Annotated in this window: 19 protein-coding genes; 7 read left to right on the forward strand and 12 right to left on the reverse strand. The window is 63.3% G+C overall.

The features are described from left to right. Nucleotides 1-27: 27 nt before the first annotated feature. The 5 genes from AB7A72_RS13760 to AB7A72_RS13780 form a co-directional block, all read right to left on the reverse strand. Complete coding sequence (locus AB7A72_RS13760) at nucleotides 28-1,044, reverse strand: ABC transporter ATP-binding protein (RefSeq protein ID WP_312526416.1); 1,017 nt, start codon at nucleotides 1,042-1,044, stop codon at nucleotides 28-30. Nucleotides 1,045-1,059: 15 nt separating this feature from the next. After that, on the reverse strand, nucleotides 1,060-2,109 hold the full coding sequence (locus tag AB7A72_RS13765) for an ABC transporter ATP-binding protein (protein ID WP_369460305.1): 1,050 nt from the start codon (nucleotides 2,107-2,109) through the stop codon (nucleotides 1,060-1,062). Nucleotides 2,110-2,112: 3 nt separating this feature from the next. Next, the gene (locus AB7A72_RS13770) at nucleotides 2,113-3,015 is read right to left on the reverse strand and encodes an ABC transporter permease (RefSeq protein WP_230774131.1); all 903 of its coding nucleotides are present in this window, start codon (nucleotides 3,013-3,015) and stop codon (nucleotides 2,113-2,115) included. Nucleotides 3,016-3,042: 27 nt separating this feature from the next. Next, complete coding sequence (locus tag AB7A72_RS13775) at nucleotides 3,043-3,993, reverse strand: ABC transporter permease (protein ID WP_239810011.1); 951 nt, start codon at nucleotides 3,991-3,993, stop codon at nucleotides 3,043-3,045. A gap of 126 nt (nucleotides 3,994-4,119) precedes the next feature. Further along, entirely contained in the window at nucleotides 4,120-5,790 is a 1,671-nt protein-coding gene (locus AB7A72_RS13780) for an ABC transporter substrate-binding protein (RefSeq protein ID WP_369460306.1), read from the reverse strand. Between the two features lie 162 nt (nucleotides 5,791-5,952). Here AB7A72_RS13780 and AB7A72_RS13785 point away from each other — a divergent pair, with 162 nt between their 5' ends. After that, complete coding sequence (locus tag AB7A72_RS13785) at nucleotides 5,953-7,206, forward strand: Zn-dependent hydrolase (protein ID WP_369460307.1); 1,254 nt, start codon at nucleotides 5,953-5,955, stop codon at nucleotides 7,204-7,206. A gap of 7 nt (nucleotides 7,207-7,213) precedes the next feature. Here AB7A72_RS13785 and AB7A72_RS13790 read toward each other — a convergent pair whose 3' ends face one another. The 3 genes from AB7A72_RS13790 to AB7A72_RS13800 all read right to left on the reverse strand — a co-directional run bounded on the left by AB7A72_RS13790 (nucleotide 7,214) and on the right by AB7A72_RS13800 (nucleotide 11,315). Next, nucleotides 7,214-8,104, reverse strand: coding sequence for an IclR family transcriptional regulator (locus tag AB7A72_RS13790; protein ID WP_369460308.1), 891 nt, complete (start codon nucleotides 8,102-8,104; stop codon nucleotides 7,214-7,216). Between the two features lie 89 nt (nucleotides 8,105-8,193). Then, nucleotides 8,194-9,711 (reverse strand): CoA-acylating methylmalonate-semialdehyde dehydrogenase, encoded by a 1,518-nt coding sequence (locus AB7A72_RS13795; RefSeq protein WP_312526405.1) that lies wholly within the window; start codon nucleotides 9,709-9,711, stop codon nucleotides 8,194-8,196. Nucleotides 9,712-9,953: 242 nt separating this feature from the next. Beyond that, on the reverse strand, nucleotides 9,954-11,315 hold the full coding sequence (locus tag AB7A72_RS13800; protein WP_369460309.1) for an aspartate aminotransferase family protein: 1,362 nt from the start codon (nucleotides 11,313-11,315) through the stop codon (nucleotides 9,954-9,956). A 312-nt stretch (nucleotides 11,316-11,627) separates the two neighbouring features. On the opposite strand from AB7A72_RS13800, the gene AB7A72_RS13805 reads away from it, so the two are divergent. Then, nucleotides 11,628-13,235: an alkaline phosphatase D family protein gene (locus AB7A72_RS13805; RefSeq protein WP_312414672.1), complete on the forward strand. Its 1,608-nt coding sequence runs from the start codon at nucleotides 11,628-11,630 to the stop codon at nucleotides 13,233-13,235. Nucleotides 13,236-13,407: 172 nt separating this feature from the next. Continuing rightward, nucleotides 13,408-13,812 carry a VOC family protein gene (locus AB7A72_RS13810; protein ID WP_312834882.1) on the forward strand — a complete coding sequence of 135 codons (405 nt, stop codon included), beginning with the start codon at nucleotides 13,408-13,410 and terminating at the stop codon, nucleotides 13,810-13,812. Between the two features lie 18 nt (nucleotides 13,813-13,830). Here AB7A72_RS13810 and AB7A72_RS13815 read toward each other — a convergent pair whose 3' ends face one another. The 4 genes from AB7A72_RS13815 to AB7A72_RS13830 all read right to left on the reverse strand — a co-directional run bounded on the left by AB7A72_RS13815 (nucleotide 13,831) and on the right by AB7A72_RS13830 (nucleotide 17,968). Continuing rightward, nucleotides 13,831-14,694, reverse strand: coding sequence for a methylglyoxal synthase (locus AB7A72_RS13815; RefSeq protein ID WP_369460310.1), 864 nt, complete (start codon nucleotides 14,692-14,694; stop codon nucleotides 13,831-13,833). 164 nt (nucleotides 14,695-14,858) lie between these two features. Then, nucleotides 14,859-16,130, reverse strand: a complete 1,272-nt coding sequence (locus AB7A72_RS13820) for a YeeE/YedE family protein (RefSeq protein WP_369460311.1) — start codon at nucleotides 16,128-16,130, stop codon at nucleotides 14,859-14,861. Between the two features lie 91 nt (nucleotides 16,131-16,221). Next, a complete protein-coding gene (locus tag AB7A72_RS13825) occupies nucleotides 16,222-17,178 on the reverse strand; it encodes a sulfurtransferase (RefSeq protein ID WP_239810020.1) in 957 nt (318 codons plus the stop codon). Nucleotides 17,179-17,428: 250 nt separating this feature from the next. Continuing rightward, nucleotides 17,429-17,968 (reverse strand): cysteine hydrolase family protein, encoded by a 540-nt coding sequence (locus tag AB7A72_RS13830; RefSeq protein WP_369460312.1) that lies wholly within the window; start codon nucleotides 17,966-17,968, stop codon nucleotides 17,429-17,431. A gap of 299 nt (nucleotides 17,969-18,267) precedes the next feature. On the opposite strand from AB7A72_RS13830, the gene AB7A72_RS13835 reads away from it, so the two are divergent. The 4 genes from AB7A72_RS13835 to AB7A72_RS13850 all read left to right on the forward strand — a co-directional run bounded on the left by AB7A72_RS13835 (nucleotide 18,268) and on the right by AB7A72_RS13850 (nucleotide 24,313). Beyond that, nucleotides 18,268-19,212, forward strand: a complete 945-nt coding sequence (locus AB7A72_RS13835; protein WP_369460313.1) for a phospholipase D-like domain-containing protein — start codon at nucleotides 18,268-18,270, stop codon at nucleotides 19,210-19,212. Then, entirely contained in the window at nucleotides 19,169-19,540 is a 372-nt protein-coding gene (locus AB7A72_RS13840; RefSeq protein ID WP_369460314.1) for a hypothetical protein, read from the forward strand. Before AB7A72_RS13835 ends, AB7A72_RS13840 begins: the two co-directional genes overlap by 44 nt. A 694-nt stretch (nucleotides 19,541-20,234) precedes the next feature. Further along, nucleotides 20,235-21,446 (forward strand): Druantia anti-phage system protein DruA, encoded by a 1,212-nt coding sequence (locus AB7A72_RS13845; RefSeq protein ID WP_369460315.1) that lies wholly within the window; start codon nucleotides 20,235-20,237, stop codon nucleotides 21,444-21,446. A gap of 14 nt (nucleotides 21,447-21,460) precedes the next feature. Further along, nucleotides 21,461-24,313 (forward strand): hypothetical protein, encoded by a 2,853-nt coding sequence (locus AB7A72_RS13850; protein ID WP_369460316.1) that lies wholly within the window; start codon nucleotides 21,461-21,463, stop codon nucleotides 24,311-24,313.

Genomic DNA, 24,313 nt, shown 5'->3' on the forward strand with positions numbered 1-24,313 from the left:
TGGGCAAAAAGATGGAAATGCAGCGGCCTACGCGGCGGCCAGCACGTTGGGCGCATAGGCCGCCGCCGTTGCAGTGTGCACGCAGCGCGCCATATGGCCAGGCGCCAGCGTGACCGGTGCCGGCACCGCTTGCAGGCACGCGGCTGTGGCCAGCTTGCAGCGCGGCGCAAAAGCGCAGCCCGGCGGGATGGCGGTCAGATCGGGCGGCGCGCCGGCAATGGTCTGCAGCGGTTGGCCGCGCTCCATCGCGCCGTGCGAACGGCTTTGCAGCAAGGCCATGGTGTAGGGGTGGCGCGGGCTGCGGATCAGCTGTTCGGCCGTGCCTTCTTCGACAATCCGGCCGGCATACATCACCGCAATGCGGTCGGCCACTTCCACCGCTGCACCAATATCGTGGGTCACAAACACAATGCCCAGGCCCAGCTCACGCTGCAGCTCGCGCAGCAGCAGCAGGATCTGGATCTGCACCGTCGCATCCAGCGCGGTGGTGGGCTCGTCGGCCAGCAGCACCTGGGGGTTGCAGGCCAGCGCCAGCGCAATCATCGCCCGCTGGCGCATGCCGCCCGACATCTCATGCGGGTAGGCCTTGAGGCGCTGCTCGGGGCTGGGAATGCGCACCCGCTCAAACAGCGCCAGCGCACGCTGCTGCGCCTCGCTCTGGCTCACGCGCTCGTGCCGGCGTATGGCTTCGACAATCTGCGCGCCCACCGGGTAGACCGGGTCCAGCGCCAGCAACGGGTCCTGAAAAATCATCGCGCAGGTCTTGCCGCGAAAGTCGTTGAGCGCGCCGCCGCGCAGCGCCAGCACATCCTGGCCTGCGACCTGGATCTGGCCCTTCATCGTGGTCTTGCGCTCGGGGTGCAGGCGCAGCAGGCTGCGCAGGGTCACGCTCTTGCCAGAGCCGGATTCGCCAATCAGCGCAACCGCTTCGCCCTTGGCGACCGACAGGCTCACGCCGCTGACGGCCTGGACCACTTTCTTGCCGCTGGCAAACTGCACATTCAGGTCCTGGATCCGGACCAGTGGAGGAGAGGCTGTGTTCATCGTGGGGCTCCGGGTTCAGGCGGCCAGCGCAGCAGCGGCGGCCAGGGGGTGGCCGCTGCCGGACTCGTGCACCAGGCAGCGCGCGGCATGGTGCAGCTGCACCGGGGTGACGGCCGGCACGGCCTGGGCGCAGACCGGCGCGGCCTGCGGGCAGCGCGGGTGAAAACGGCAACCGGTGGGCGGGTTGATGGGGTTGGGCGGGTCACCGGCCAGCGGTGCCACCAAGGTGCGGTGGCTCGGGTCCATCGACGGCACCGACGACAGCAAGGCCTCGGTATAGGGGTGGGCCGGCGCGGCAAACAGCGCATCCGAGGGGCCGATCTCGGCCACCTGGCCCAGGTACATCACCATCACCCGGTCGCTGATGTAGTGCACCACACCCAGGTCATGGCTGATGAACACATAGGTCAGGCCGAACTCGCGTTTCAGGTCGGCCAGCAGGTTCAGCACCTGGGCCTCCACCGATTTGTCGAGTGCCGAGACCGCCTCGTCCAGGATCACCATGCGCGGCTGCAACGCCAGCGCGCGGGCAATGTTGATGCGCTGGCGCTGGCCGCCCGAGAGCTCATGCGGGTAGCGCTCGGCAAAGCGGGCCGGCGCCAGGCCGACCCGGTCCATCAGGTGGTGGGCGCGGGCGACCGACTCCTTGCGCGAGACGCCATGCACCTGCGGGCCAAAGGCGATCGAGTCCTCGATCGTCAGGCGCGGGTTGAGCGAGGCATAGCTGTCCTGGAACACCATCTGCACCTGGCGGCGAAACTCCTTCAGGCTCAGGTCGCGCGATCCCACCGTGCGGCCATCGAACACCAGCTCGCCAGCGGTCGGGTCCATCAGGTGCATCAACAGGCGTGCGGTGGTCGATTTGCCGCAACCGGACTCGCCCACCACACCCAGGGTCTCGCCCTTGAGCACCTCGAAATCCACGCCATCGACCGCGCGCACCAGCTTGCCGTTCTTGAGCGGGAAATGCTTGGTCAGGCCGCGCACCGTCAGCAGCGGCTGGGCCGGGCCGCCCACATCGGCGGCCAGCGCGGCGGCAGGGGCCAAAGAAGAATGCTGGAGCATGGCTTAACCCTTGTTGTCCATGGCCGAGCGCAGGCCATCGGAGAGCAGATTGAAGGAGATGGAGGTGATGAAGATCATCAGCCCCGGCAAGGCCGCCACCCAGGGCTGGGTGTAGATCGCCGTGCGCAAGGTGTTGAGCATCAGGCCCCATTCGGGCTCGGGCGGCTTCACGCCCAGGCCCAGAAACGACAGGCCCGAGGCCAGGATCATCGACACCGCAATCAGGCTGGTGGCATAGACAAAGATGGGGCCCAGCACATTGCCCAGCACATGCACCCGCACGATGGTGAAGGCGCTGGCCCCGGTGGCCCGCGCCGCCTCCACATAGTCGCGGTTGCGGGCCTGGGCCGTCACGCTCTCGGCCACGCGGGCGATCTGCGGGATGAAGACAATCGTCAGCGACACCAGCGAGTTGAAGATGCCCGCGCCCAGCGCGCCCGACAGTGCAATGGCCAGCAGCACCGAGGGGAAGGCGTAGAACACATCAATGGTGCGCATGATCACCGTGTTGGTGCGGCCACCGGCGTAGCCGGCCACAATGCCGATACCCGTGCCAATCACAAAGGCCATCAGCACCGGGGTGATGCCCATGAACAGCGACAGGCGCGCGCCCATCATCAGGCGCGACAGCATGTCGCGGCCCAGCTCATCGCTGCCCAGCGGCAGGCCGGCGGTGCCGATGGGCTTGAGCCGCTTGAGCATCGAGGCCAGATAGGGATCGGACGGCGTGATCCACGGCGCCAGCGCCGCTACTGCAATCAGCAGCAAGATGACGGCGGCAGCGCCCATGGCCACCGGGTCGCGCAGCAGGCGCTGCAGCACCGAGGACCAATAGCCGCGCGAGCGCTGGGCCGGCAGCGGTTGCACCTGGGCCGCTGCAGCATCGGGAAGGGTAAGACTGGTCATGGGGACGGAACCTCCGGGGGTCTGCGCTCAGCGGGCAATGCGGGGATCGAGCAGGGTCTGCACCACATCGATGATGAGGTTGAGCAGCACAAAGAAAACGGCCAGCACCAGGATGGAGCCCTGCAGCAGCGGCAGATCGCGCTGGAAGATGGCCTGGTTGAGCAGAAAGCCGGTGCCCGGCCAGGAGAACACGGTCTCGATCAGGATGGAGCCGCCCAGCAGGTAGCCCAGCTGCAGGCCCATCACCGCCAGTGCCGTGGGCGCTGCGTTCTTCAGCACATGGCGGAAGATGCCCAGATGGCCCAGGCCCTTGGCCTTGAGGCCGAGGATGAACTCCTGGTCCAGCAGCTCGGCCACCAGCGCCCGCACCGTGCGCGCAATGATGCCCATCGGAATCACCGACATCGTGATGGCCGGCAGGATCATGAACTGCACATGCGCCCAGTCCCAGGCCCAGTCACCCGAGCCGCCCGGCCCCGCGCCGGTGGCGGGCAGCCACATCAGCTGCGACGAGAAGACGATCACCATCACCATGCCCAGCCAGTAGTGCGGCACGCTGACGCCCAGCATCGACAGCATCGAGCAGCTGCGGTCCACCCAGGAGTTGCGGAAGTACCCCGCCACAAAGCCAAACAGGCTGCCCAGCACAAAGCCGATCAAGGTCGCCACGACGGCCAGGCGCAAGGTGTTGACCACGGCCGCCATCACCTCGGTGGTCACCGGCCGGCTGGTGGCAATCGACTGGCCCAGATCGCCCTGCAGCGCGCGCCAGACCCAGCGCAGAAACTGCTCGGGCAGCGGCCGGTTGAAGCCATAGAGCTCGCGCATCTGGGCCTGCAGCTCGGCCGATGCATCGGCGGGCAAGACCGACACCAGGGGGTCGCCCGGCGCGATATGCACCAGGGCAAAGCACAGCAGGGCCACGCCCAGCATGATGGGCAGGGTATAGACAATGCGTCTGATCAGATAGGCAAGCATGGCGGTTCAGAGGTTCGTGGGGGAGAGGCGGACCATGCGGGGCCGCACTGGCGGGCTGGGCCATCGGCCTGCGGCCGGCATGCAGCGGTGTCTCAGCACCCGTCTGCATGCCCGGCGCCGCCCGGCTTACTTCATCGTCATCGTCGCGATATCGATGAACCAGCTTTGCGGCTGCACCACGTGGCCGACCTTGGCCGACATCGCGCGCGGGCCCACATCGTGGGCCACAAAGAGGAACGGCGACTCATCGACCACCAGGGTGTGCAGCTCGGCCAGTGCCTTGTCGCGCTCCTTGGCATCAAAGGTGGTGCGGGCCTTGTCCACCACCGCATCGACCTGCTTGTTGCTGTAGAAGCCCCAGTTGTTGGACAGCGGCGGGAAGGACTTGGTGCTGACAAAGCGCACCATCGCAAAGAAGGGGTCCATCGTGGCGGCCGTCACATTGGTGGCGCTGGCCTTGTTGGCACCCGGGTCCTTCGCGCCCAGGCGCCAGCCGGAGAACAGCGTGTTCCACTCCACCACATCGAACTCCACATCAAAGAAGCATTCCTTGAGGTTCTGCTGGATGAACTCGTTCATCGGCAGCGGCTGCATCTGGCCCGAGCCCGACGCGGAGGTCTGGATCTTCACCTTGATCGGCTTGCTTGCGCTGTAACCGGCCTGGGTCATCAGCGCCTGCGCGGCCTTCACGTCGTACTTGATCTGGAAGCTGGGGCTGCCGCGCCAGGGGTGGCCGGGCTCAAAGATGCCGGTGGCCGGCTCCATCTGGCCGTTCAAGAGCTGCTTCATGCTGGCACGGTCCACGCACAGGTTGGCGGCATGGCGCACGCGCTTGTCCAGCCAGGGCGAGCCTTCCACAAACGAGAACTGCCATGGCCAGATGTGGGGCTGCAGGTTGGAATAGACCTTGAAGCCGCGCGCCTTGATCGCATCGAGCGCGTCGGGCGCCGGCGCCTCGATCCAGTCCACCTGGCCGCTCATCAGCGCGGCGGTGCGCGAGTTGGCCTCGGGCAGCGGCAGCAGCACCACCTTGTCGATGGTCGGTGTCCGCTTGGGGTCCCAGTAGCTGGCGTTCTTCACCATCTCGAAGCGCTCACGCGGCACCAGGCGTGCGCCCTTGAAGGGGCCGGTGCCCGAGGGGTCGGCGGCAAACGCCGTCCACGCGGCCTTGCTGCGCTCGGCCTTGCCGCTGACGGAGGCCGGCACTGCAGCCAGCTTCTTGGCCCAGTGCGCGGGCGAGGCCATGAACAGATTGCTCAGGTTGATCGGCAGGAAGGAGTCGGGCTCGGTGGTGGTCAGCTCCACCGTCAGGTCATCGATCTTCCTGGCCGATTTGAGCGTCGGCATGCGCGATGCCGTCACGCCCACCTGGGCCGGGTCAAACTGCTCGGCCTCCTTGTCCAGCACCTTGTTCACGTTCCAGACCACGGCATCGGCATTGAAGGCGCTGCCGTCGTGGAACTTGACCCCGGGGCGCAGCTTGAACAGCCACTTGGTCTTGTCCTTGGCATCCACCTCCCACGAGAGCGCCAGGCCCGGCACCAGCTCGCTGGGCTTGTCGGCCTTGCTCAGGTCCCACTGGGTCAGCGCGTCATACATCGGAATGCCGGTGAAACGGTTGCCTTCAAAACCCTGGTCCGGCTGGCCCGAGGTGCGCGGGATATCGCCCGCAGTCATCGCAATGCGCAGCACCTTTTCCTGGGCCAGGGCAGCACCTGCGCCCAGCGCCAGGGTGACAGCCAGAGCCAGGCTTTTGAGCGCGGGACGGGAGACGGAGAAACCGGAAGACGCTTGCATCACAGGACCTTTCCAAGAAGTGGGGGATGACAAGTCCAAAGCAAGCTGCGTGCCACATCACACATATCGTTTATCGATACAAGTGATTGATTCATCGATATTTTTGGCATGCTTTATGCGAACGCTCTGCGCATTGTTCGCCTCACTTTCAGGAGTAACCGCATGACCCCCATAGACAGCCTGCGCATTGATGACAACCGCCTCTGGCAATCCCTGATGGCCCTGGCCCAGATAGGGGCCACGCCCAAAGGCGGCGTCTGCCGCATCGCCTTGACCGACGAGGACAAGGCCGGCCGCGACCAAGTGGTGCAGTGGTTCCGCGATGCGGGCCTGCAGGTGCGCGTCGATGAAGTGGGCAATGTGTTTGGCCGCCGCCCCGGCACCGACCCGCAGGCGCGCGCCGTGGCCACCGGCAGCCATATCGACACCCAGCCCACCGGCGGCAAGTTCGATGGCAACTACGGTGTGCTCGCCGGGCTGGAGGTGGTGCGCACGCTCAACAGCCACGGCATCCAGACCGTTGCGCCGCTGGAAGTGGCCTTCTGGATGAACGAGGAAGGCACGCGCTTCACGCCGGTGATGATGGGCTCTGGTGCATTTGCGGGAATTTTTGGTGCAGACCACATCCGCTCGCAACAAGATGGTGCAGGCCTTACTGTCGGCGAGGAGCTGGCCCGCATCGGCTACCTGGGCGATGTGGCCTGTGGCGATGTACCCGGTGGCGCCTTTGCCGCCTACTTTGAAGCGCATATCGAGCAAGGCCCGGTGCTCGAAGCCTATGACAAGCCCATCGGCATCGTCAGCGGCGCGCTGGGCCAGCAGTGGTATGACGTGACCGTCACCGGCATGGACGCCCATGCCGGCCCCACGCCGATGAACCTGCGCCATGATGCGATGCTGGCCGCTGCCCGCATGGTCGATGCCGTCAACCGCATCGCGCTGGACCAGGCGCCGCACGGGCGCGGCACCGTCGGCCATCTGCAGGTGCTGCCTAACTCGCGCAATGTGATCCCCGGCCAGGTCAAGTTCAGCGTCGACTTCCGCAACCTCTCGCAGACCGGGCTGGATGCGATGGACGCCGCCATGCGCACGGAGTTTGCGCGCCTCGCCGGCCAGTGCCAGTGCCAGGTGGAGATCACGCAGGTGGTGCGCTTTGCGCCCTGCATCTTCCACCCCGGCTGCGTGGCCAGCGTGCGCGGCGCGGCCGACAGCCTGGGCTATGCGCACATGGAGGTCGTCAGCGGCGCCGGGCACGATGCCGTCTACGTCCACAGCGTGGCGCCCACCGCGATGATCTTTGTGCCCTGCAAGGATGGCATCAGCCACAACGAGATCGAGGACGCCAAATCCGAGCACCTGGCCGCTGGCTGCAATGTGCTGCTGCATGCGATGCTGGCGCATGCCGGGGTGGCCTGAGCGCCGCCTAATCTGCTGGCAACAGCTGCGACACCGCCCGCGCGCATTCGATCACCAGCGGGGCCAGCGCCTGCTGGGCATCGGCCATGTTCCAGCGGCTGGTGGGCGGCGCCAGGTGGATGGCGCCCACCACCACGCCGCGCGCATTGAACACCGGCGCGGCAATGCCCATGTCGCCCAGGAACAGCTCTTCGCAGTTGGTGGCATAGCCCGTCTGCTGGCACTGCGCCAGTTGCTCCATGACCGCATCCACCGTCGTCAACGTGGCGCGGGTGCGGGGCGGCATGGGCGCCTGCTGCAGCAGTGCCTCGGCCTGCGCGGCCGGCAGCTGGCTCAGGTAGGCGCGGCCGCAGCTGCTGGCATACAGCGGCACCTGGGTGCCCACCGGTGTCAGCACCGGGATGTGCTGGGTCGTCAGCACCTGGGCCAGGTAGACCATGTGCGTGCCCGCAGGCTCGGACAAGGTCGCCGTCTCACCGCTTTGCCGCGCCAGCTGCGCCAGATAGGTGTGGGCGGCGCTGATCATCGGATGCGCATCCAGGTAGTTGAAGCCCAGCTCCACCACACGCGGCAGCAGCACAAAGCGCCGCGTGCTCGGGTGCTTGCCGATATAGCCCAGCGCCTGCAAGGTGTGCACCGAGCGTTGCGCCGAGGCCTTGGTCATGCCGGCAGCCTGCGCAATCTCGGCCAGGGTCATGCTGCGGTGCGCCGCACTGAAGGCGCGCAGCACCTGCAGGCCCTTGGCCAGCGAGAGATTGAACAGGCTGTCGGATGCAGGCCCAGACAAAGCCGCCACCGGTGGGTGTGCCGGTGGCGTGCCTGGGGATGTGCGGGGGGCTGCAGCGTCGGCTGACGCTGCGGTGTCCGAAGACCGGCGGTGGGCGGTGCTGGTGCGCATGGTGCAAGGGCGGGAGGCAATGCCTTGGCCTTCGCAAGAAACGCACCAACTTGCAGCCGGGCCCATCGCAGGGCGGCTGCAGCAAGGTCTTAGCGGCTGCTGGGGAAGCTGAACACCGCACCGTCACGCACACCGGCGCTGGGCCAGCGCTGGGTGATGGTCTTGCGCTTGGTGTAGAAGCGCACGGCATCGGGCCCGTAGGCGTGCAGGTCACCAAACAGGCTGCGCTTCCAGCCGCCGAACGAGTGGTAGGCCACAGGCACAGGCAGTGGCACATTGATGCCGACCATACCGACCAGAATGTGGTCGCTGAAGTAGCGGGCTGCTTCGCCATCGCGGGTGAAGATGCAGGTGCCGTTGCCGTACTCATGCGCGTTGATCAGGTCCATCGCCTCCTGCAAGGTCTTGACCCGCACAATGCCCAGCACCGGGCCAAAGATCTCTTCCTGGTAGATCTTCATGCCGGGGCGCACGTTGTCGAACAGGCAGGGGCCGAGGAAGTAGCCGTCCTCATGGCCGGCCACCTGCAGGCTGCGGCCGTCGATCAGCAGCTTGGCGCCCTCTTCCACACCGCTGTCCACATAGGCCTTGACCTTCTCGAAATGCGGCTTGGTGATCAGCGGGCCCATGTCGTTGCTGTTGTCGGTGCCCGGGCCCACCTTCATCTTGGCGATCTCGGCGCTCAGGCCGGCGATCATCTGCTCGGCGACTTCGTCGCCCACGGCCACCACCAGCGGCACGGCCATGCAGCGCTCACCGCAGCTGCCGTAGGCGGCGCCCATCATCGCGGTCACCGCGTTGCTGATGTCGGCATCGGGCATCACCACCGCATGGTTCTTGGCACCGCCCAGTGCCTGCACGCGCTTGCCGCTCTTGCAGCCTTCGCCGTAGATGTACTCGGCAATCGGGGTCGATCCGACAAAGCTCACGGCCTTGACGCGCGGGTCATGCAGCAGCGTGTCGACCGCTTCCTTGTCGCCGTTGACGACATTGAGCACGCCCGGTGGCAGGCCCGCTTCTTGCGCCAGCTGGGCAATGAAGAGCGCGCTGGTCGGGTCGCGCTCGGAGGGCTTGAGCACAAAGGTATTGCCACAGGCCACGGCCATGGGCCACATCCACAAAGGCACCATCGCGGGGAAGTTGAAAGGCGTGATGCCGGCTGTCACACCGAGCGCCTGGAACTCGCTCCAGCTGTCGATGTTGGGGCCCACATTGCGGCTGTGCTCGCCCTTGAGCAGCTCCGGCGCGTAGCTGGCGAACTCGACGTTCTCGATACCGCGTTGCAGCTCGCCATGCGCATCGGCCAGCACCTTGCCGTGCTCGGCGGTGATCATCGCGGCAATCTTGTCGGCGTTCTGCTCCAGCAGCACCTTGAGCTGGCCCATGATGCGCGCGCGCTTGAGCGGCGGCGTATTGCGCCAGGCGGGGAAGGCCTTTTCGCCAGAGGCAATCGCGGCCTCCACCGTGGCCTTGCTGGCCAGCTCCACGCTCACGGTCGATTGGCCCGTTGCCGGGTTGAACACCGGCTGCGTGCGGCCGCCATCGTGCACGATCTTGCCGTCGATCAAATGGCCTACGGTGGCCGTCACATTCTTGTCGTGGTTCATGTCAGTCTCTCTTGGGTTCCATTCAAAAACAGCACCGGCGCCACGAGGGGCCCTTTGCAAAACTCCCTGCCTTGGTCTGAACACGGACTCGGGCGATCCGCTGCGTTGTCTTCCTTGTCAATAGCTCGCTATTGACTGCGAAAGACGCCTTGCGTCTCATCCCGATCCGCGTCCATCCCATTGGGCGAGGGTTCTGCAAAGGGCCCCATATGACGCCAGATAGCAAATAGCTCTTACGGGTGTCAGTTGGTCTCAGCCAGCGCGTCACCCAGCGCGTTGACCAGACGGTCGATCTCGGCCTTCTCGCTGATGAAGGGCGGCGCCAGCTGGATGGTGTCGCCACCATAGCGCACGTAGAAGCCTTTTTCCCAGCACTTCATCGCGATCTCATAAGGGCGCTTGGCGGGCTCGCCTGGCAAGGCCGCAATCGTGAAGCCGGCGGCCAGACCGTAGTTGCGGATGTCGGCCACATGCTTGGCGCCCTTGAGGCTGTGCACGGCGTTTTCAAAGTAAGGTGCCAGCGCCTTCACGCGGCCGGGCATGTCTTCCTTCTCCAGAATGTCCATCACCGCCAGGCCTGCCGCGCAAGCGACGGGGTGGGCCGAGTAGGTGTAGCCGTGGGCAAACTCCAGCATGTACTCGGGGCCGCCTGCGGCCATGAAGGTATCGTAGATTTCCTTGGTCACCACGCAGCCGCCGAGCGGCTGGGCGCCATTGGTCACCTGCTTGGCAAAGTTCATGATGTCGGGCACCACGCCAAAGGCTTCGGCACCGGTCCAGGCACCGCAGCGGCCAAAGCCGGTGATGACCTCGTCAAAAATCAGCAGAATGCCGTTTTGCGTGCAGATCTCGCGGATGCGTTCCAGGTAGCCCTTGGGCGGGATCACCACACCGGCCGAGCCCGAGAACGGCTCGACGATCACTGCGGCGATGTTGCTGGCGTCGTGCAGCGCGATCACATCGAGCAGCTTATCGGCCAGCGCGCGGCCGCCTTCATCGGACATGCCCTTCTGGAACGTGCCGGCCGGTGGCTGGGTGTGCGGCAGGTGGTCGGCCACAATGCCCTGGCCAAACATCTTGCGGTTGCCGGCAATGCCGCCCACCGAGATGCCGCCGTAGTTCACGCCGTGGTAGCCCTTCTCGCGGCCCACCAGCACCGTCTTGCCGGCCTGGCCCTTGAGGCGCCAGTAGGCGCGCACCATCTTCAGCGAGGTGTCGGCCGCTTCGGAGCCCGAGCCGGTAAAGAACACATGGTCCAGACCTGCGGGCGTGTGTTCCTTGATCTTGTTGGCCAGCGCAAACGAGGCAGGGTGGCCAAACTGGAAAGCCGGTGCGTAATCGAGCTGCAACGCCGCCTTGCCAATCGCCTCGGCCACTTCCTTGCGGCCATGGCCAATGCCCGAGCACCACAGGCCCGAGAGGCCGTCAAAAATCTTGCGGCCATCGGCATCGGTGTAGTAGGCGCCCTGGCCGCTGACGATCATGCGGGGCTGCGCCTTGAAGTTGCGGTTGCCGGTGAAGGGCATCCAGTGCGCGTCCAGCCAGGCTGCATCGGTGCGCAGCGTGGTGCCTGCGTTTTGGTCGTCGATCTGCACAAAGCTCATGGTTTTCTCCTTGGAACGGCGGCGTTCCATTTTTCCAGTGTTGATAGGCGATTGTGGGCCGGTTTTTTTCTTATTCAAATATTGACATATCAAAGCTCACTTGCGGAATTTAGCAAGTAAAGCCGGTGACGCATCCGCGCAAGACGCGCCGCTCCTTCCGCCCGCATGCAGGGTCCTTCTGCCTGAAAAGCGCTACTGAATAAATAGCTTCGAATGCAGACACAGAGCTTGTTTACACGCTGTTTCACGCTTCATCCCCGCGTCACACAGCCCGGCTATCGTGGCGGTTTTTCTGCCATTGCTACCACCTCCATGACCTCCCACGATCCCTCTGCGCGCCGCCGCTTTCTGCTCTCTTCCACCGCCATCGCCGGCACCGGCCTGCTGCCCGGCATACTACGTGCGCAAACGGCGCCTGCGGCCATCACGCAGGATGCGGCGCGGCCCCTGCTGCTGTCGGGCCTTCAAAGCGGCGATGTGCTGGCCCACAGCGCCATCGTCTGGGCCCGGGCCAGCCGCGAGGCGCGCATGCGGGTGGAATGGTCCACCACCAGCCACTTTGCCCAGAGCACGCTGGTGCGCGGCCCCGATCTGCTGCCCGATACCGATGGCACTGGCCGTGTCGAGCTGCAGGGCCTGCCCGCCGGGCAGGACATCTTCTACCGCGTGGTGCTCGATGACCTGGCCAGCAGCAACACCCGCAGCCCGGCAGTGCTGGGGCATTTCCGCACCCCGTTGGCCAGCCAGGGCCCGGCCACCCGCCCTTTCCGCCTGGTGTGGAGCGGCGACACCGCCGGCCAGGGCTACGGCATCAACGAGGGCATCGGCGGCATGCGCATCTATGACGAGATGCGCAAGACCAACCCCGATGTCTTTCTGCACAGCGGCGACACCATCTACGCCGACGGCCCCATCCCCGAGACCATCGCGCTGCCCGATGGCAGCACCTGGAAGAACCTGGTAACGCCCCAGGTTGCCAAGGTGGCCGAAACGCTCGACGAGTACCGGGGCCGCTACCGCTACAACCTGATGGACCAGAACGTGCGCGCGCTGGGCAGCGAGGTCGCGCAGATCTGGCAGTGGGACGACCACGAGGTCACCAACAACTACTCGGACAGCAAGAGCGTGGCCAACGACAAGCGCTATTCCGAAAAGAATGTGCAGCTGCTCACCGCCCGGGGCCGCCGCGCGTTTATGGAATACGCACCGATGCGCCCCTTTGGCGCGGCCGAGCAGCAGCGCGTCTACCGCCACCTGCCGCAGGGCCCGCTGGCCGATATCTTTGTGCTGGACATGCGCAGCTACCGGGGCCCCAACAGCCACAACCTGCAGGCGGTGGAAAGCGCCGAGACCGACTTTCTCGGCCGGCCCCAGCTGGACTGGCTGCTGGCCGGCCTCAAGGCCAGCACTGCCACCTGGAAGCTGATTGCCGCCGACATGCCGATCGGCCTGTTCGTGCCCGACGGCAAGGACGCCGAAGGCCGCGACCAGTGGGAAGCCATTGCCAACGGTGAGCACGGCGTGCCCAAGGGGCGCGAGCTGGAGATGGCGCGGCTGTTGAAGGGCATCAAGGATGCGGGCATCCGCAACGTCGTCTGGCTCACCGCCGATGTGCACTACACCGCCGCCCACCACTACAGCCCCGAGCGCGCGCAGTTCAAGGACTTTGCGCCGTTCTGGGAATTCGTCTCCGGCCCCCTCAATGCCGGTGGCTTCGGGCCCAACGAGGCGGACCAGACCTTTGGTCTGGATGTTGTCTTCCACAAGGCGCCGCCGAAGGCCAATTCCGCCCCCAGCGAGGGCTACCAGTTCTTTGGCCAGCTCGACATCCACCACCAGAGCCGCGCGCTGACCGTGGTCCTCAAGGACCTGAACGGCGCCGCGCTCTACACCAAGACGCTGGAGCCGCAGCAGGCCTGAGCGAAGGGCTGGCACGCCAGCCAGGCCCAGATACAGAAGCCGCAGACGCCATGGGTGCTGCGGCTTTTGACAGGGGCCACACCGGCCGAAGCGCGCCCCCCCGGGCCACGGTGGGCAAAGGCGCCGTTGGGGCGCATACTGCGCGCTGGAGTCCATCTTTGGAGCAAGCCCTATGCCTTCCACCACCTCTTTGGTCGATGCCCTAGACCACCTGGTGCTCACCGTGCAGAGCATCCCGCGCAGCATTGCCTTTTACGAGCGGGTGCTGGGTATGGAGGCCCGAGAGTTCAAGCCAGGCCGTTATGCGCTGCATTTTGGCCGGCAAAAGATCAACCTGCACGAGGTGGGCCACGTGGTGGACCCGAACGTGAAACATGCAACGCCAGGCTCTGCCGATGTCTGCTTTCTGACCCGCATGCCGCTGGCCGAGGTGATCGCCCATCTGCAGCGCGAGCAGGTCGCCATCGTGCAGGGGCCGGTGCGGGCCACCGGTGCGCAGGCCACGCTGCAATCGCTGTATTTCTACGACCCCGATGAGAACCTGATCGAGGTCGCGAACGAGGTGCAGGCTGGCTGATGACTGACGCGCTGGGACTTACCGTTTGACCGCCGCATCGCACCAGCGCTGGGCCACCGCTGGCGAGGTCATGCACACCACCTCCTGGGTGACGGTCGTCACCGCCCGCTCCAGCAGCTGGATATCGGCTTCATGCTGGCGTGCCACATGCGGGTCTTCAAAGAAGATCGCGCGCTGGCAGCGGCGCTCCAGCACCAGGTCGGCGATTTGCGCATCGCCGCCCAGCGGGCCGCTGTTGAAACGGTCCACCCAGGGCTTGTCAGCCGGCCAGCCTTTGCTCCAGGCCAGCTCATTGAGCTTTTGGCCGGTGGTGCCGGTGCCCACGCGGCGGCGGTAGCGCGAGAGCAGCGCAAAATTGCGCTCGCAAAAGTCCAGCATCGCCGGCTTCATCGCATCGTGGGCAATCAGCGCCAGGGTCTGGTTGCCATAGTCGTGCAGGCGGTCGGCATGGCGGTCGGGCGCCAGCCCGGCGTGGATGCGTTCCATCTCCACCCAGTCGCGCGCGCTGGCTGCTGTCGAGATAAAGGGCTTGCCGTGGATCACGCACTGGCGCTTCAAGGCCAGTGCTTCGGGGAAGATCGACGACGGGTCCACCGGGTCGATCAGGTAGATGGCGCCGTCGAGCACGCGGTTGTCGCCCGGCATGCCCACCACCTCGGCCACCAGCTTCATCAGCCCGCCTTCGCGGCCATAGGGGTAGCGCACCAGGCCCTTGTGGCCCTTGAGCATTTCTGCCGCTGCAATCGCGCCATAGGTGCGGCCCACCGCATGGAACCCGATGTTCAGCTCCCGAATGCCCTGCTCGCAGGCGCGCAAAAAGCTGAACAGCGCGGCATCCTCGTTCTGGTGGTGCAAACGGTTGGCGGCAAGGCCTAAAAGCATGGTCTATCCCGTGGGTGTGGCAAGCGAGTGGAAAGCATAGCGCCAAATGCGCAGCGCCGGTATGACAGCCGACTGGCGCAGTGGCTCAATGCTGCGCCCAATTCTTAACTTCGGACAACCATCGCCAATCAGCCACACTGCGCTTGCGCTGCCATCCAGCCTGCTCAAGCCCGGCTGGCCCACCAGGTCTGCCACCGGAACCCCAGCCACAACACCAGCAGCATGGCCGCGCCAAACACCCAGCCGCTCAGCGCACCGGCCATGCCGCCGGACAGCAAGGTGCCAACGGTGCAACCAATACCGGTCATCGCGCCCCAGCCCAGCAGCACACCGCCGAGCACACCCCGGCCGGCATCACGCCCGGTGGGCAGGCGCGGGCGGAACTGGCGGCTGGCAAAGGCGGCGATGAATGCGCCGGCCAGCAGGCCCAGCAGCACCAGCGCATTGGGCGTGGCCCAGGTTGCTGCCGGCAAGGTGGCACAGCCGGCAAAGCCATCCAGGCCATTGAGCCGCTCAGGCACCCAGCCCTGGCCTTGCAGCGCGCCGCGCACCTGGCTGCCGATCAGGGCCGTCACGCCCAGCGGCCGCATGCGCACAATGGCGGCGGTGGCGATCAGGCCCACCAGCAGGCCGCCCAAGGCATAGTTCCAGCGCCCTTGCCACAGGCTGCGCCACAGCGCGGGCAAGCTGCGCGGCGCAGCCGCTGTAGATGCTGCGGGCAGCGGCAGACTGCGCCGGCGCTGCTGCACATGGCGCTGCCACACCCAGGCCGCCCAGGCTGCCAGCACGCCCAGCTGCAGCAGCAAGGCCCCGCCATAGCCCAGATGCTGCGGCAGCCAGACGACGGGCGCATCGGCCACCGCCAGGCTGTAGAGCGGGTTCCAGGTCTGAAAACCCAACGCAAAGCCCAGCGCCGTGCCCAGCAATGCAAACGGCGATGCCGCCGACCCCTCGGCCAGCCGGTACCAGTGCGCGCTGATGCAGGAGCCCGACACCAGCATGCCCGCCCCAAAGGCCAGGCCCGCCAGCACCAGCACCCAGCTGACCGGGCCAATGTGCATATCGGGCGGCAGTTGCCCCGCCTGGGGGTTGGGCACCCAGCTGCTCTGCACCACCGTCATGCCCACCAGCCCCACGGCCAGCGCCAGGATGATTGCCAAGATACCGCGCGGGTCATCCCGTTGCAGCCAATCACGCGCATGGCAGTAAAAGCAAAAGCGCGAGCGCTGCAGCACCACGCCCAGCGCCAGCCCAATGGCCAGCGCAAACACCAGGGTGCGCCCGCCATCGCGCTGCAGCAAGGCCTGCTGCAATGGCCACAGCGCCAGCAACAGCACGGCCGCTGCCGCCGGCTGCCAATAGGCGCTGATGGCCCCGGCCGCGCGCTGCCCGGCAGCGCTGCCCGCCCCCCCCAAACCCACGCTGGAATCAGTCATGGCATTCCATCCAAAAAAATGCCCGCGCTGGGCGGGCATTGAACACAGGACCGAGCCCATGCGGAGACATTCAATACATTCAGGGTTTGGCTTACTTGGCAGCCCAGATCGTGCCGGCCGGGTTGTTGATCGGCACGCCCACGCTGTTGCCGTATTCGGTCCAGGAGCCGTCATAGTTCTTCACCTGGTAGCCCAGGATCTTGCTGAGCGCAAACCAGGTGTGGCTGCTGCGCTCGCCAATGCGGCAGTAGGTGATGATGGGCTTGCTGCCGTCGATGCCGGCATCGGCATAGAGCTTTTGCAGATCAGCCCGCGATTTGAAGGTGCCGTCTTCATTCACCGCCTTGCCCCAGGGCACATTCACTGCACCAGGGATATGGCCGGCGCGGATCGACAGCTCCGGCACACCGGCAGGCGCAAACACCTTGCCCTGGTATTCATCGGCCGAGCGGATATCCACCAGCTGCGTGGCGCCCTTGCCCTCCACCGCTGCCAGCGCATCACCCAGGCGGGCCCGCAAATCGGTGTTGACCTGGCCCACGCGGTAGGTGGTGGCAGCGTAGTCCGGCGCGCGGTTGTTCAGCGCACGGTTCTCGGCCTCCCACTTCTTGCGGCCGCCATCGAGCAGCTTGACGTTCTTGACGCCATACACATCAAACACCCAGGCGCCCCAGGCCGCAAACCAGTTGTTGGTGTCGCCGTACAGCACCACGGTCGTGTTGTCGCTCACGCCGCCCTTGGACAGCAATTGCTCAAACGCCTCCTTGCTGACAATGTCGCGGCGCACCTTGTCATTGAGGTCGTTGTGCCAGGAGAAGTTGACCGCCCCCGGAATATGCGCCCGCTCATACAGCCCCGGGTTCACGCTGACCTCGATCACCCGCACATCGGGCCTCTGCAGATTGGCCGCCAGCCATTCGGTACTGACCAGCGCGCCCGCAGGCACCGCCTGCGGCGTGTTGGCAAAGGCAGGGCTCGCGCCCCAAACGGCTGCCGCTGCGGTACCGGCAATCAAAACGCGCCAAGGCGCTGCTGTGCGGATAGTCATGCTGTGTCGTCCTTCAGGTCATGGGAGAAAAGGCTGCCATCACGGCAGGGCCTGCTTGCACTGTGCATGTTGCAAGCAGCTACTCCAACTGAGGAATGCGCAGATGCATATGTGATCTGCGCGCTTGACAGGGGCCAAGCCTGAACGACATCGGCGCAGCGCCAGCGCGCATTGCGTTGGGCTGCTTCCACTTTGGGAGCTAGAACGCTTCCCTAGCGGCTTGGGCCAACCCCAGCCAAGCCGGGTTTTCTCAAGCCCGGCCGACCGAATCCGCCCACTGCTGCGCCGTCTGCAGCCGCGCACGCGGGCCAAAGCTGCTGGTGCTGCTGAGGGTGATGTTGTGGTGCGCAATCACCTGCTGCGGCGTGACAACGGCATTGCCGCAAGTGGTGTGCGCATCCTCCAGCAGCACTACCGGGTAGCCATGGCGCAGCGCCGCGCGCGTGGTCACATCCACGCAGTACTCCGTGTGCATCCCGCCAATCACCAGCTCCCGCACGCCCAGGTTTTGCAGCATGGGCAGCAAGTCGGTTTTCCAGAACGCATCGCCGGTGGTTTTGTCCAGGGTCAGGTCAGCGCTCTCCACCTGCAGGCCCTCGGCCAGTTGCCATCCGGGCGTACCTGCCTCCAGGCTAGGCTCGGCGTGGCGCACCCAGATGATGGGGGTGTTGGCCTGGCGCGCGGCGGCGGTGACCTGGTTGATGCGGGCGATCAGGGTGGGGCAATCCCAGGCGGCGTTGGGGCCAGTGCAGAGGGATTGTTGGATGTCTATGAGGAGGAGGGCTGGCATGGGGGGGTGCTGTTGCTGGAGGATGTGCAGGATTCTATGGTTGGATATGGGCGTGCATTACGCCGGTTTGCTCGGCTATGTTTTGGTGCTTGATATCTAGGTCCGTAAAAGGCTGGATTGAGTCGTTCGCGCTTCAGGGCTTGGGCGACCGCTGCTGCCAAGAGCAGCTGTTGGGCCCCGCTGGCCTAATCGGCAACTGTTCGTTCCGCTCCAGCGTCGTGGGCTGACTAGCAACAATAGTCAGGATCGACTTGCGTATATGTAGACTCGCGCCCACTACATTTAGAGGAGGCGCTAGGGTGAACAATCTATTTGCCAATCGGACGGCGCACAGGGACTTCCTGATCAACGAACTTACTCGGCGAGATGCTCAGGGTTGTGACGTCTTCATAGCCGTAGCGTTCTTCACTGAAACCAATGTTGTCCAGCAACTTCTAGACCACGGCTGCAAGGTTTGGCTGGTGGTAAGACTGGGATTTCCGACCAGTCCTGCTGCTGTTGAGTGGGCCATGAGCCACCCGAATGTCCAACTTCGCGTCTACACGGCGCGTTCATTCCATCCGAAACTCTATCTCTTCGGCGATGAAAAGGCTCTAGTGGGCTCGGCTAACCTAACAAGAGCCGCCATAACAACGAATCAAGAAATCGTTGTCGGACTTGACGATAGTGACGAACGTTTGTCTGAGCTCACAGCGATATTCCACGACTACTGGGAAAGCGCCGACGTTCCCACTGGCGAAATGTTGGCCAAGTACAGGGTGCTGTACCGCAAGTACGAACAGCACAGCAACGCTGCAGAATTGCTTGCTGAAGAGGTCGCAGAGTTGCTCGGCAAGACCGCACCGAACAACATCGCCCGCGGACAGCCGAAGCCCAAGTCCGATTCTCTCTTTCGTTCAAGCTTTCGAAAGTCCTATCAAGAGTGCGTCTCGGCATTCAACATTGTGCGTGATGCATACGCAGCGAGCGGCTATAGGAAGGTCAGCGAGCAGGACGTTCCGCTCCGTCTCGAGGTTGACTCCTTCATGAGCTTCATTCGGCAAAAACACGCCATAGGGGAGTCTTGGCAGAAGTCCCCCTACCGAACCGTCGAGGAGCAGCGAACCATCCTGCGACCACTCATTGACGAGTGGTCATCTGTACCATGGCCTTACTTCGAGAAAACCAATCGTCGGCGAGACCTATCCACACCTGCAGCGCGTGTTCAAGTCAAAGGAGACAGTTCTCGCGGCCACGGACGATGAACTCTTTAACGCCCTGGCCACTCTGCACAGTTTCGGCGACCGGCTCCGCTTCTATCGCGGCGGGAGGGAAACCTGGAAAGATAAGTTCATCAATAGCAACGATCCCAAACGCGCCAGAGAGGCGCTTGCGCATTTGGTGTTCGAGCGCGGGGACGTAGTAGACAGAATGGCTAATGCTGTCAATGGCGACGGCAAGATAAAGGCTTTCGGTAAGGCTAACGTGCAGGAACTAATCGGCTGGTGCAACAAGGAAGAACTCCCGATCCTTAACAGTCGAACGACAAAAGTACTGCGCTACTTGGGATCGAGAGTTCGACAGATCCACTGACCTGCCGGTGCGTAGTGATATCAGTGTGCGACTGCCTTAATTGGTTTCTAAAGGGCAAGGAGTATTGTTCATCCTCGCTGTGCTTGTCGGTCCGACCATGCGTGTTTAAGCTGATCGCGACGGCGTCCGCATTCGCGAACGATGCGATTAGGGAGTCGGCTCTATAGCAGGGGCTGTGTCGGCTTCTGTCGCGAAAGCGGCCGCTAAACGCATTGACTACGACCGGCAGCCATCGTCGCAAAGACGAATTGACCATAATGGAGGTCGCTTCAGGCTGGTTGCGGTATTTTGGTCGATGCTCTGTGAGCGACCGCTTGCCACCCTTCCTGCCCACACAGATTGCTTGGAATGGACGCCTAAAGCATGCCTTTGAGAGGTTAGCTCACGCTGATGCGTGCCGCGGAAATACGCACGCAATTCAAGGCGGGTTTCCTCCACGCCAAGCCTGGGGCGACGGGTACTCTCCGCGCTGCTCCTGCACCTTCCTCACCGCGGGCTCAAGCACCTCAGGCGAGAACTTGTTCGACTTCTTCATAGCTTCATCTTCTCAGGAGTTGAAGCCTCCTTAAAACCCGGGGCGATTCAGAGTGCTTTGGCGATAACCCGTAGAGGTCCCCTTGATAACCCTAAGACAAGATATTATTAAGAGGTTAATATTAAGTGCGCGCCGATGGCGGCGACGGCGAGAACAACGATGACAGTTAAGAGAGCGGCAGCTGCATTTACACCTGAGGCCCGCATCAAGCGACACCTCCGGCAGCACTTGGCAGAGCTTGGTTTCACTAAGGACTCGAGTGGTTCGCTCATCCTGCCCGACGACTCCAAGGACACCGTTCGGGCTTTGCATCGCAAGCAGCGAGAGGACAAGGCTTCAAAAAATTCGTCCTTTGTCGAGCGATTACTGCCGAGCCTGCGACAGTACTTCGCCTCGGGCGCAGACGTAGAACCTGACAAAATCCGGCCGAAGCTGCAGTTGGTTACTGGAGAGGGGTTGGAAGCTCGTCTCTTCAGGCTTGCCGCTCTTACTTGGTCCGTTCCCGTGTCCGCTGGTTTTGGCCGCCGAATGCGATATCTCGTCTGGGACGAAAACAACGGAAAACTGATTGGCATTTTCGCTATCGGCGACCCCGTCTACAACATGGGCGTCCGGGATGACCACATCGGTTGGACCGTCAAGGACCGTGAGAAACGGCTAGTCAATCTCATGGACGCGTACGTGCTTGGTGCCGTCCCACCGTACAACATGTTGCTCGGAGGAAAGCTTGTGGCTTGCCTTATCCGAACACGCGATGTATATGACGACTTCCGCGCGCGGTATGCTGGAACAGAGGGCATCATCTCTGGCGCGGCGAAGAACGCACGGCTGGTCGCCGTTACCACCTCTTCTTCAATGGGGAGGTCGGCAGTCTACAACCGGTTGAAGCTTGGCGAGACCTCGTACTTCAGTTCGATTGGATACACTGGCGGATGGGGGCACTTCCACATCCCCGACGACCTGTTTGAGGAGATGCGGAGCTACCTTCGAGCAATCGACCATGGATATGCGGATATGCATACCTTTGGCGAGGGGCCGAACTGGCGGCTGCGAACGGTGCGCGCGGCACTCAACGCATTGGGATTCAAGGAAGACATCCTGAAGCACGGCATTCACCGCGAAGTATTCCTTTGTGAGACCGTAAGCAACAGCTTTGACATGTTGAAGGGAGCGGCGAAACGCCCCAAACTCGATGGCCTTCTTTCGGTGAAGCAAGTCGGAGAGCTCGCTGTCCAAAGATGGATGATTGGCCGAGCTGGGCGTCGGCCCGAATACAGGGCGTGGAGCAATACCAGTCTCGGCGACCTCATACACCAAGGGTCAGTCACCGCCGCAGTTGAAGTGGGCGTGACCAAAACAGAGAGCGCCTAGCGCCAGGCCGTCGCATGAAGTCCACGTTCTTGGAAGGTCTGCAAGCGAGGCTTGAACGCCATTTTGAGCGGCTTGCGTCGGAGCGGCGGGACGTTGGGCTTCCTCTATTCGCACTCGAGCACGGCCTCGACAAGGAGCAGGTTTCAGAGCTCGCGGCCAGCCTGCGTCGGCAAATCGCGTTTGGGAATCGACTAAATCCTATCTGGCTCGTTTGTGTGGTCTATGCGACCGAGATGGGCTACAACTTCGACGGTGAGGAATATTGGCAGTCCTTTGAGCGCCGGACGCCGCAATGGAAGCAAGAAATTGGTCGTCGAAACCTGTTGCGCAGTTTCTTTGAGAGGTTTGAAGCCAAATTTGGAGGGGTATCTCCCTCGGGTCCTTGGGCTCGACAGTTCTCCATCATCGCTTGGCCGATTACGCACGCTGTGCTCCCAAAAGACCTCCAATTGCAGATGGCGCGAACTCTGTTCGATTCACGGAATGAAATTGCAGAAGCTGCAGACCGTCCGGCATCTGTTCTAGGGGCACTCGTGGCGCGCTGCGCCGAGTGGCCGTCTTCTCGGTTCCGGAACTTCCTCGAGCAAGAAGAGTTGACGGGCCATATCACTAGGGCTCTGCTTTTTCCAGATGACCATGACTTGGGTGCGGTACTGACGGCGAAGACGCAAGCTCGCATCATTGCTGACCTTGAAGCATCTTGGGAGGCAAAGTCCTGGCTGAGGGAGGCCAGGAAGGTCGCAGGTGAAGTACACATTCGCCTAATGTTTCGGCGAGCGGCCGACGTCTTGAAAGGGCGCAGACCGGACGGTCCAGACCCACGGGAGTCTGCAGAGGTTGCCTGCGTAACGCCCAAGGTGCTCATGAGAAATCAGGCCGGCAAGTGGCAGGCGTTCGTGGAAATTCCGACATTCGCTGGATGGGCTCGGTCAAATCAAGGTATTGATGGATTTATCCGCCGCTCGCGATGCAAGGTCGCCGGAGGGGAGGACATTTGGCGGAGCAAGCGTTGGTTGCTTTTCGGCGCGCAACAGTGCCGAGTCCTTGAGTGGCCAAATGCTGGAGCCTCCTGGCTTAGATTTGAAGAGTGGGAGGAGGGGACGGTCCACGCAATTGATGACGCGTGTCGAGTCCAACCCAAGCCCTGGCTCTTCAAAGTTGATGACGACGGATGCGCCTTTCAAGCAAAGTGGAAGAACGTCCGGCTCGGTTCAAAGTACCTTGTCATCCATTCGTCGATGTATGAGAAATGTGAGCATCTGTCCCCGGTTCCAATGGATGTCGAAGGAGGGTTCGGATACCTCCTAAGTGTTCCGGCCCAAGCCACTGATTCGTTGAGCAAATGCCTCAGTCTGTTAGGGCTTTCAACTGCAAAAATGTTAAAGGTCTGGCCGGCCGGGCTGCCTCCACTTAACTTTGGCCGTGACGACCTCCTCGAATGGTCTGAACAACATCCGCTCATGCTCGGCATCGAGCACGATGAGACCTGCGAGTCGTTCACGTTGCAATTGGACGGCAAGAGCTCAGTATTCCCAACCGGGGGACGCACGGTCTCGTTCGTTGGGCTCGGAAAGCTCTCAGTCGGTGTTCATCTGGTCACCATCGCGGCGTCATATAGAGCACCAAACGGAAAGTCCGATTTGCGGACCCAAGCGAGCCAGCGAGGGTTCTCCATCGTCGTTCGCTCACCCGTCTCCGGCACAAGCAGTCGTGTCCATGCGCCCGTCTTGGTTGTGGCAACGGACCCCCATGAGCCTAATTTGGATTCAATAATGTCAGGTGCTGCTGCTTGCACCGTTCATGGGCCACGCGGGATGGCGGTCGATTTTCATTTGAAGCTACTAAGCGGCTCTGGTGATGCCATCCACAATGAGTTTCTTGGAACGTTGGCGCTGCCGGTGAATCAGTCGGACTGGGGTCAATTGGTTAAGCGTCGCGACCATGCTGATGTAGTCAATGAGGCCTATTTCAAGGCGAGCGCTGGGCTGCTGGTCGTGGATGCGCATGCTCTCGGCAAAGCTAGCGTCGCCCTCAAGCACGCTATGTCGCCCGTCCGTTGGCACGTTTCTCGGGTATCGAAGCGAGTGCGGCTGAGCGTCGTTGATGACACGGACCACTCCCACCCTGTCCATGCGTATCGCGCCAGCTTTCAGCGACCTTCGTGCAGAAGCGACTCGTGGGATGGAGTGCACGAGCTCGATGTTGAAGGTGATGGCGGCCTCTATGTCGTATGGGTAAATGGCCACCGAAGCTCGGTTGTAGTCAATGCCCCGCCCGCCAAACTATCCTGGGACGACTGGACGCACAGTGCTCCAAAGCTGTCGGCCCACCTTACCTGCGCCCAAGAAGTTGGCGAGCTTCTCTGCTGGATTCGAGACTGGACGGACGCTAGGCTTGTTGGACCGCTTGCTGAACACCGCCGAAACTCGGTTTTACGAGAGATGCACCGCCAACTCGTCGCCTCAATGTGCGATGTAGCGTGGTCACGGCTAGAACTGAATTTCCTGGACTCGAGCGGTTCAATCGAGGCGCAAGAGTCGCTTGAAGCATCTGTATGGCGTGGACACAACCCTTCCTTCGCCATCGGCATTGGGCGGAACGCGCGGTCCATCATCTCGGATTCATTGGACGAGACCTGCGAGAAGTTTTTGCAACATGTAGGCCCATATTCAATTTGCAGCGACCAACGCCTTTGCAAGTTAGCGCTCCGGATGGCCGTGGCCCCTCATCGATTTGCGGACTGGGCAGGCAGCGGGGCGTGCGCGCAGATTGACGAATTGGTCAATAAGAAGACCTTGCTCAAGGCTGCCCGCCTTCTAGCGTTGCTCAACGGTCCGCGTCGCCTACTCGCTGCTCGGAATTGGTGA

It is taken from the genome of Comamonas sediminis (assembly GCF_041107495.1).
GTDB lineage: Bacteria > Pseudomonadota > Gammaproteobacteria > Burkholderiales > Burkholderiaceae_C > Comamonas > Comamonas sediminis.

Coding starts and splice junctions, on each gene's coding strand:
- AB7A72_RS13775 (WP_239810011.1), bottom strand. CDS start 3,993: ATGCTTGCCTATCTGATCAGACGCATTGTCTATACCCTGCCCATCATG.
- AB7A72_RS13770 (WP_230774131.1), bottom strand. CDS start 3,015: ATGACCAGTCTTACCCTTCCCGATGCTGCAGCGGCCCAGGTGCAACCG.
- AB7A72_RS13790 (WP_369460308.1), bottom strand. CDS start 8,104: ATGCGCACCAGCACCGCCCACCGCCGGTCTTCGGACACCGCAGCGTCA.
- AB7A72_RS13785 (WP_369460307.1), top strand. CDS start 5,953: ATGACCCCCATAGACAGCCTGCGCATTGATGACAACCGCCTCTGGCAA.
- AB7A72_RS13825 (WP_239810020.1), bottom strand. CDS start 17,178: ATGACTATCCGCACAGCAGCGCCTTGGCGCGTTTTGATTGCCGGTACC.
- AB7A72_RS13810 (WP_312834882.1), top strand. CDS start 13,408: ATGCCTTCCACCACCTCTTTGGTCGATGCCCTAGACCACCTGGTGCTC.
- AB7A72_RS13850 (WP_369460316.1), top strand. CDS start 21,461: ATGAAGTCCACGTTCTTGGAAGGTCTGCAAGCGAGGCTTGAACGCCAT.
- AB7A72_RS13830 (WP_369460312.1), bottom strand. CDS start 17,968: ATGCCAGCCCTCCTCCTCATAGACATCCAACAATCCCTCTGCACTGGC.
- AB7A72_RS13845 (WP_369460315.1), top strand. CDS start 20,235: ATGACAGTTAAGAGAGCGGCAGCTGCATTTACACCTGAGGCCCGCATC.
- AB7A72_RS13760 (WP_312526416.1), bottom strand. CDS start 1,044: ATGAACACAGCCTCTCCTCCACTGGTCCGGATCCAGGACCTGAATGTG.
- AB7A72_RS13780 (WP_369460306.1), bottom strand. CDS start 5,790: ATGCAAGCGTCTTCCGGTTTCTCCGTCTCCCGTCCCGCGCTCAAAAGC.
- AB7A72_RS13765 (WP_369460305.1), bottom strand. CDS start 2,109: ATGCTCCAGCATTCTTCTTTGGCCCCTGCCGCCGCGCTGGCCGCCGAT.
- AB7A72_RS13820 (WP_369460311.1), bottom strand. CDS start 16,130: ATGACTGATTCCAGCGTGGGTTTGGGGGGGGCGGGCAGCGCTGCCGGG.
- AB7A72_RS13805 (WP_312414672.1), top strand. CDS start 11,628: ATGACCTCCCACGATCCCTCTGCGCGCCGCCGCTTTCTGCTCTCTTCC.
- AB7A72_RS13800 (WP_369460309.1), bottom strand. CDS start 11,315: ATGAGCTTTGTGCAGATCGACGACCAAAACGCAGGCACCACGCTGCGC.
- AB7A72_RS13815 (WP_369460310.1), bottom strand. CDS start 14,694: ATGCTTTTAGGCCTTGCCGCCAACCGTTTGCACCACCAGAACGAGGAT.
- AB7A72_RS13795 (WP_312526405.1), bottom strand. CDS start 9,711: ATGAACCACGACAAGAATGTGACGGCCACCGTAGGCCATTTGATCGAC.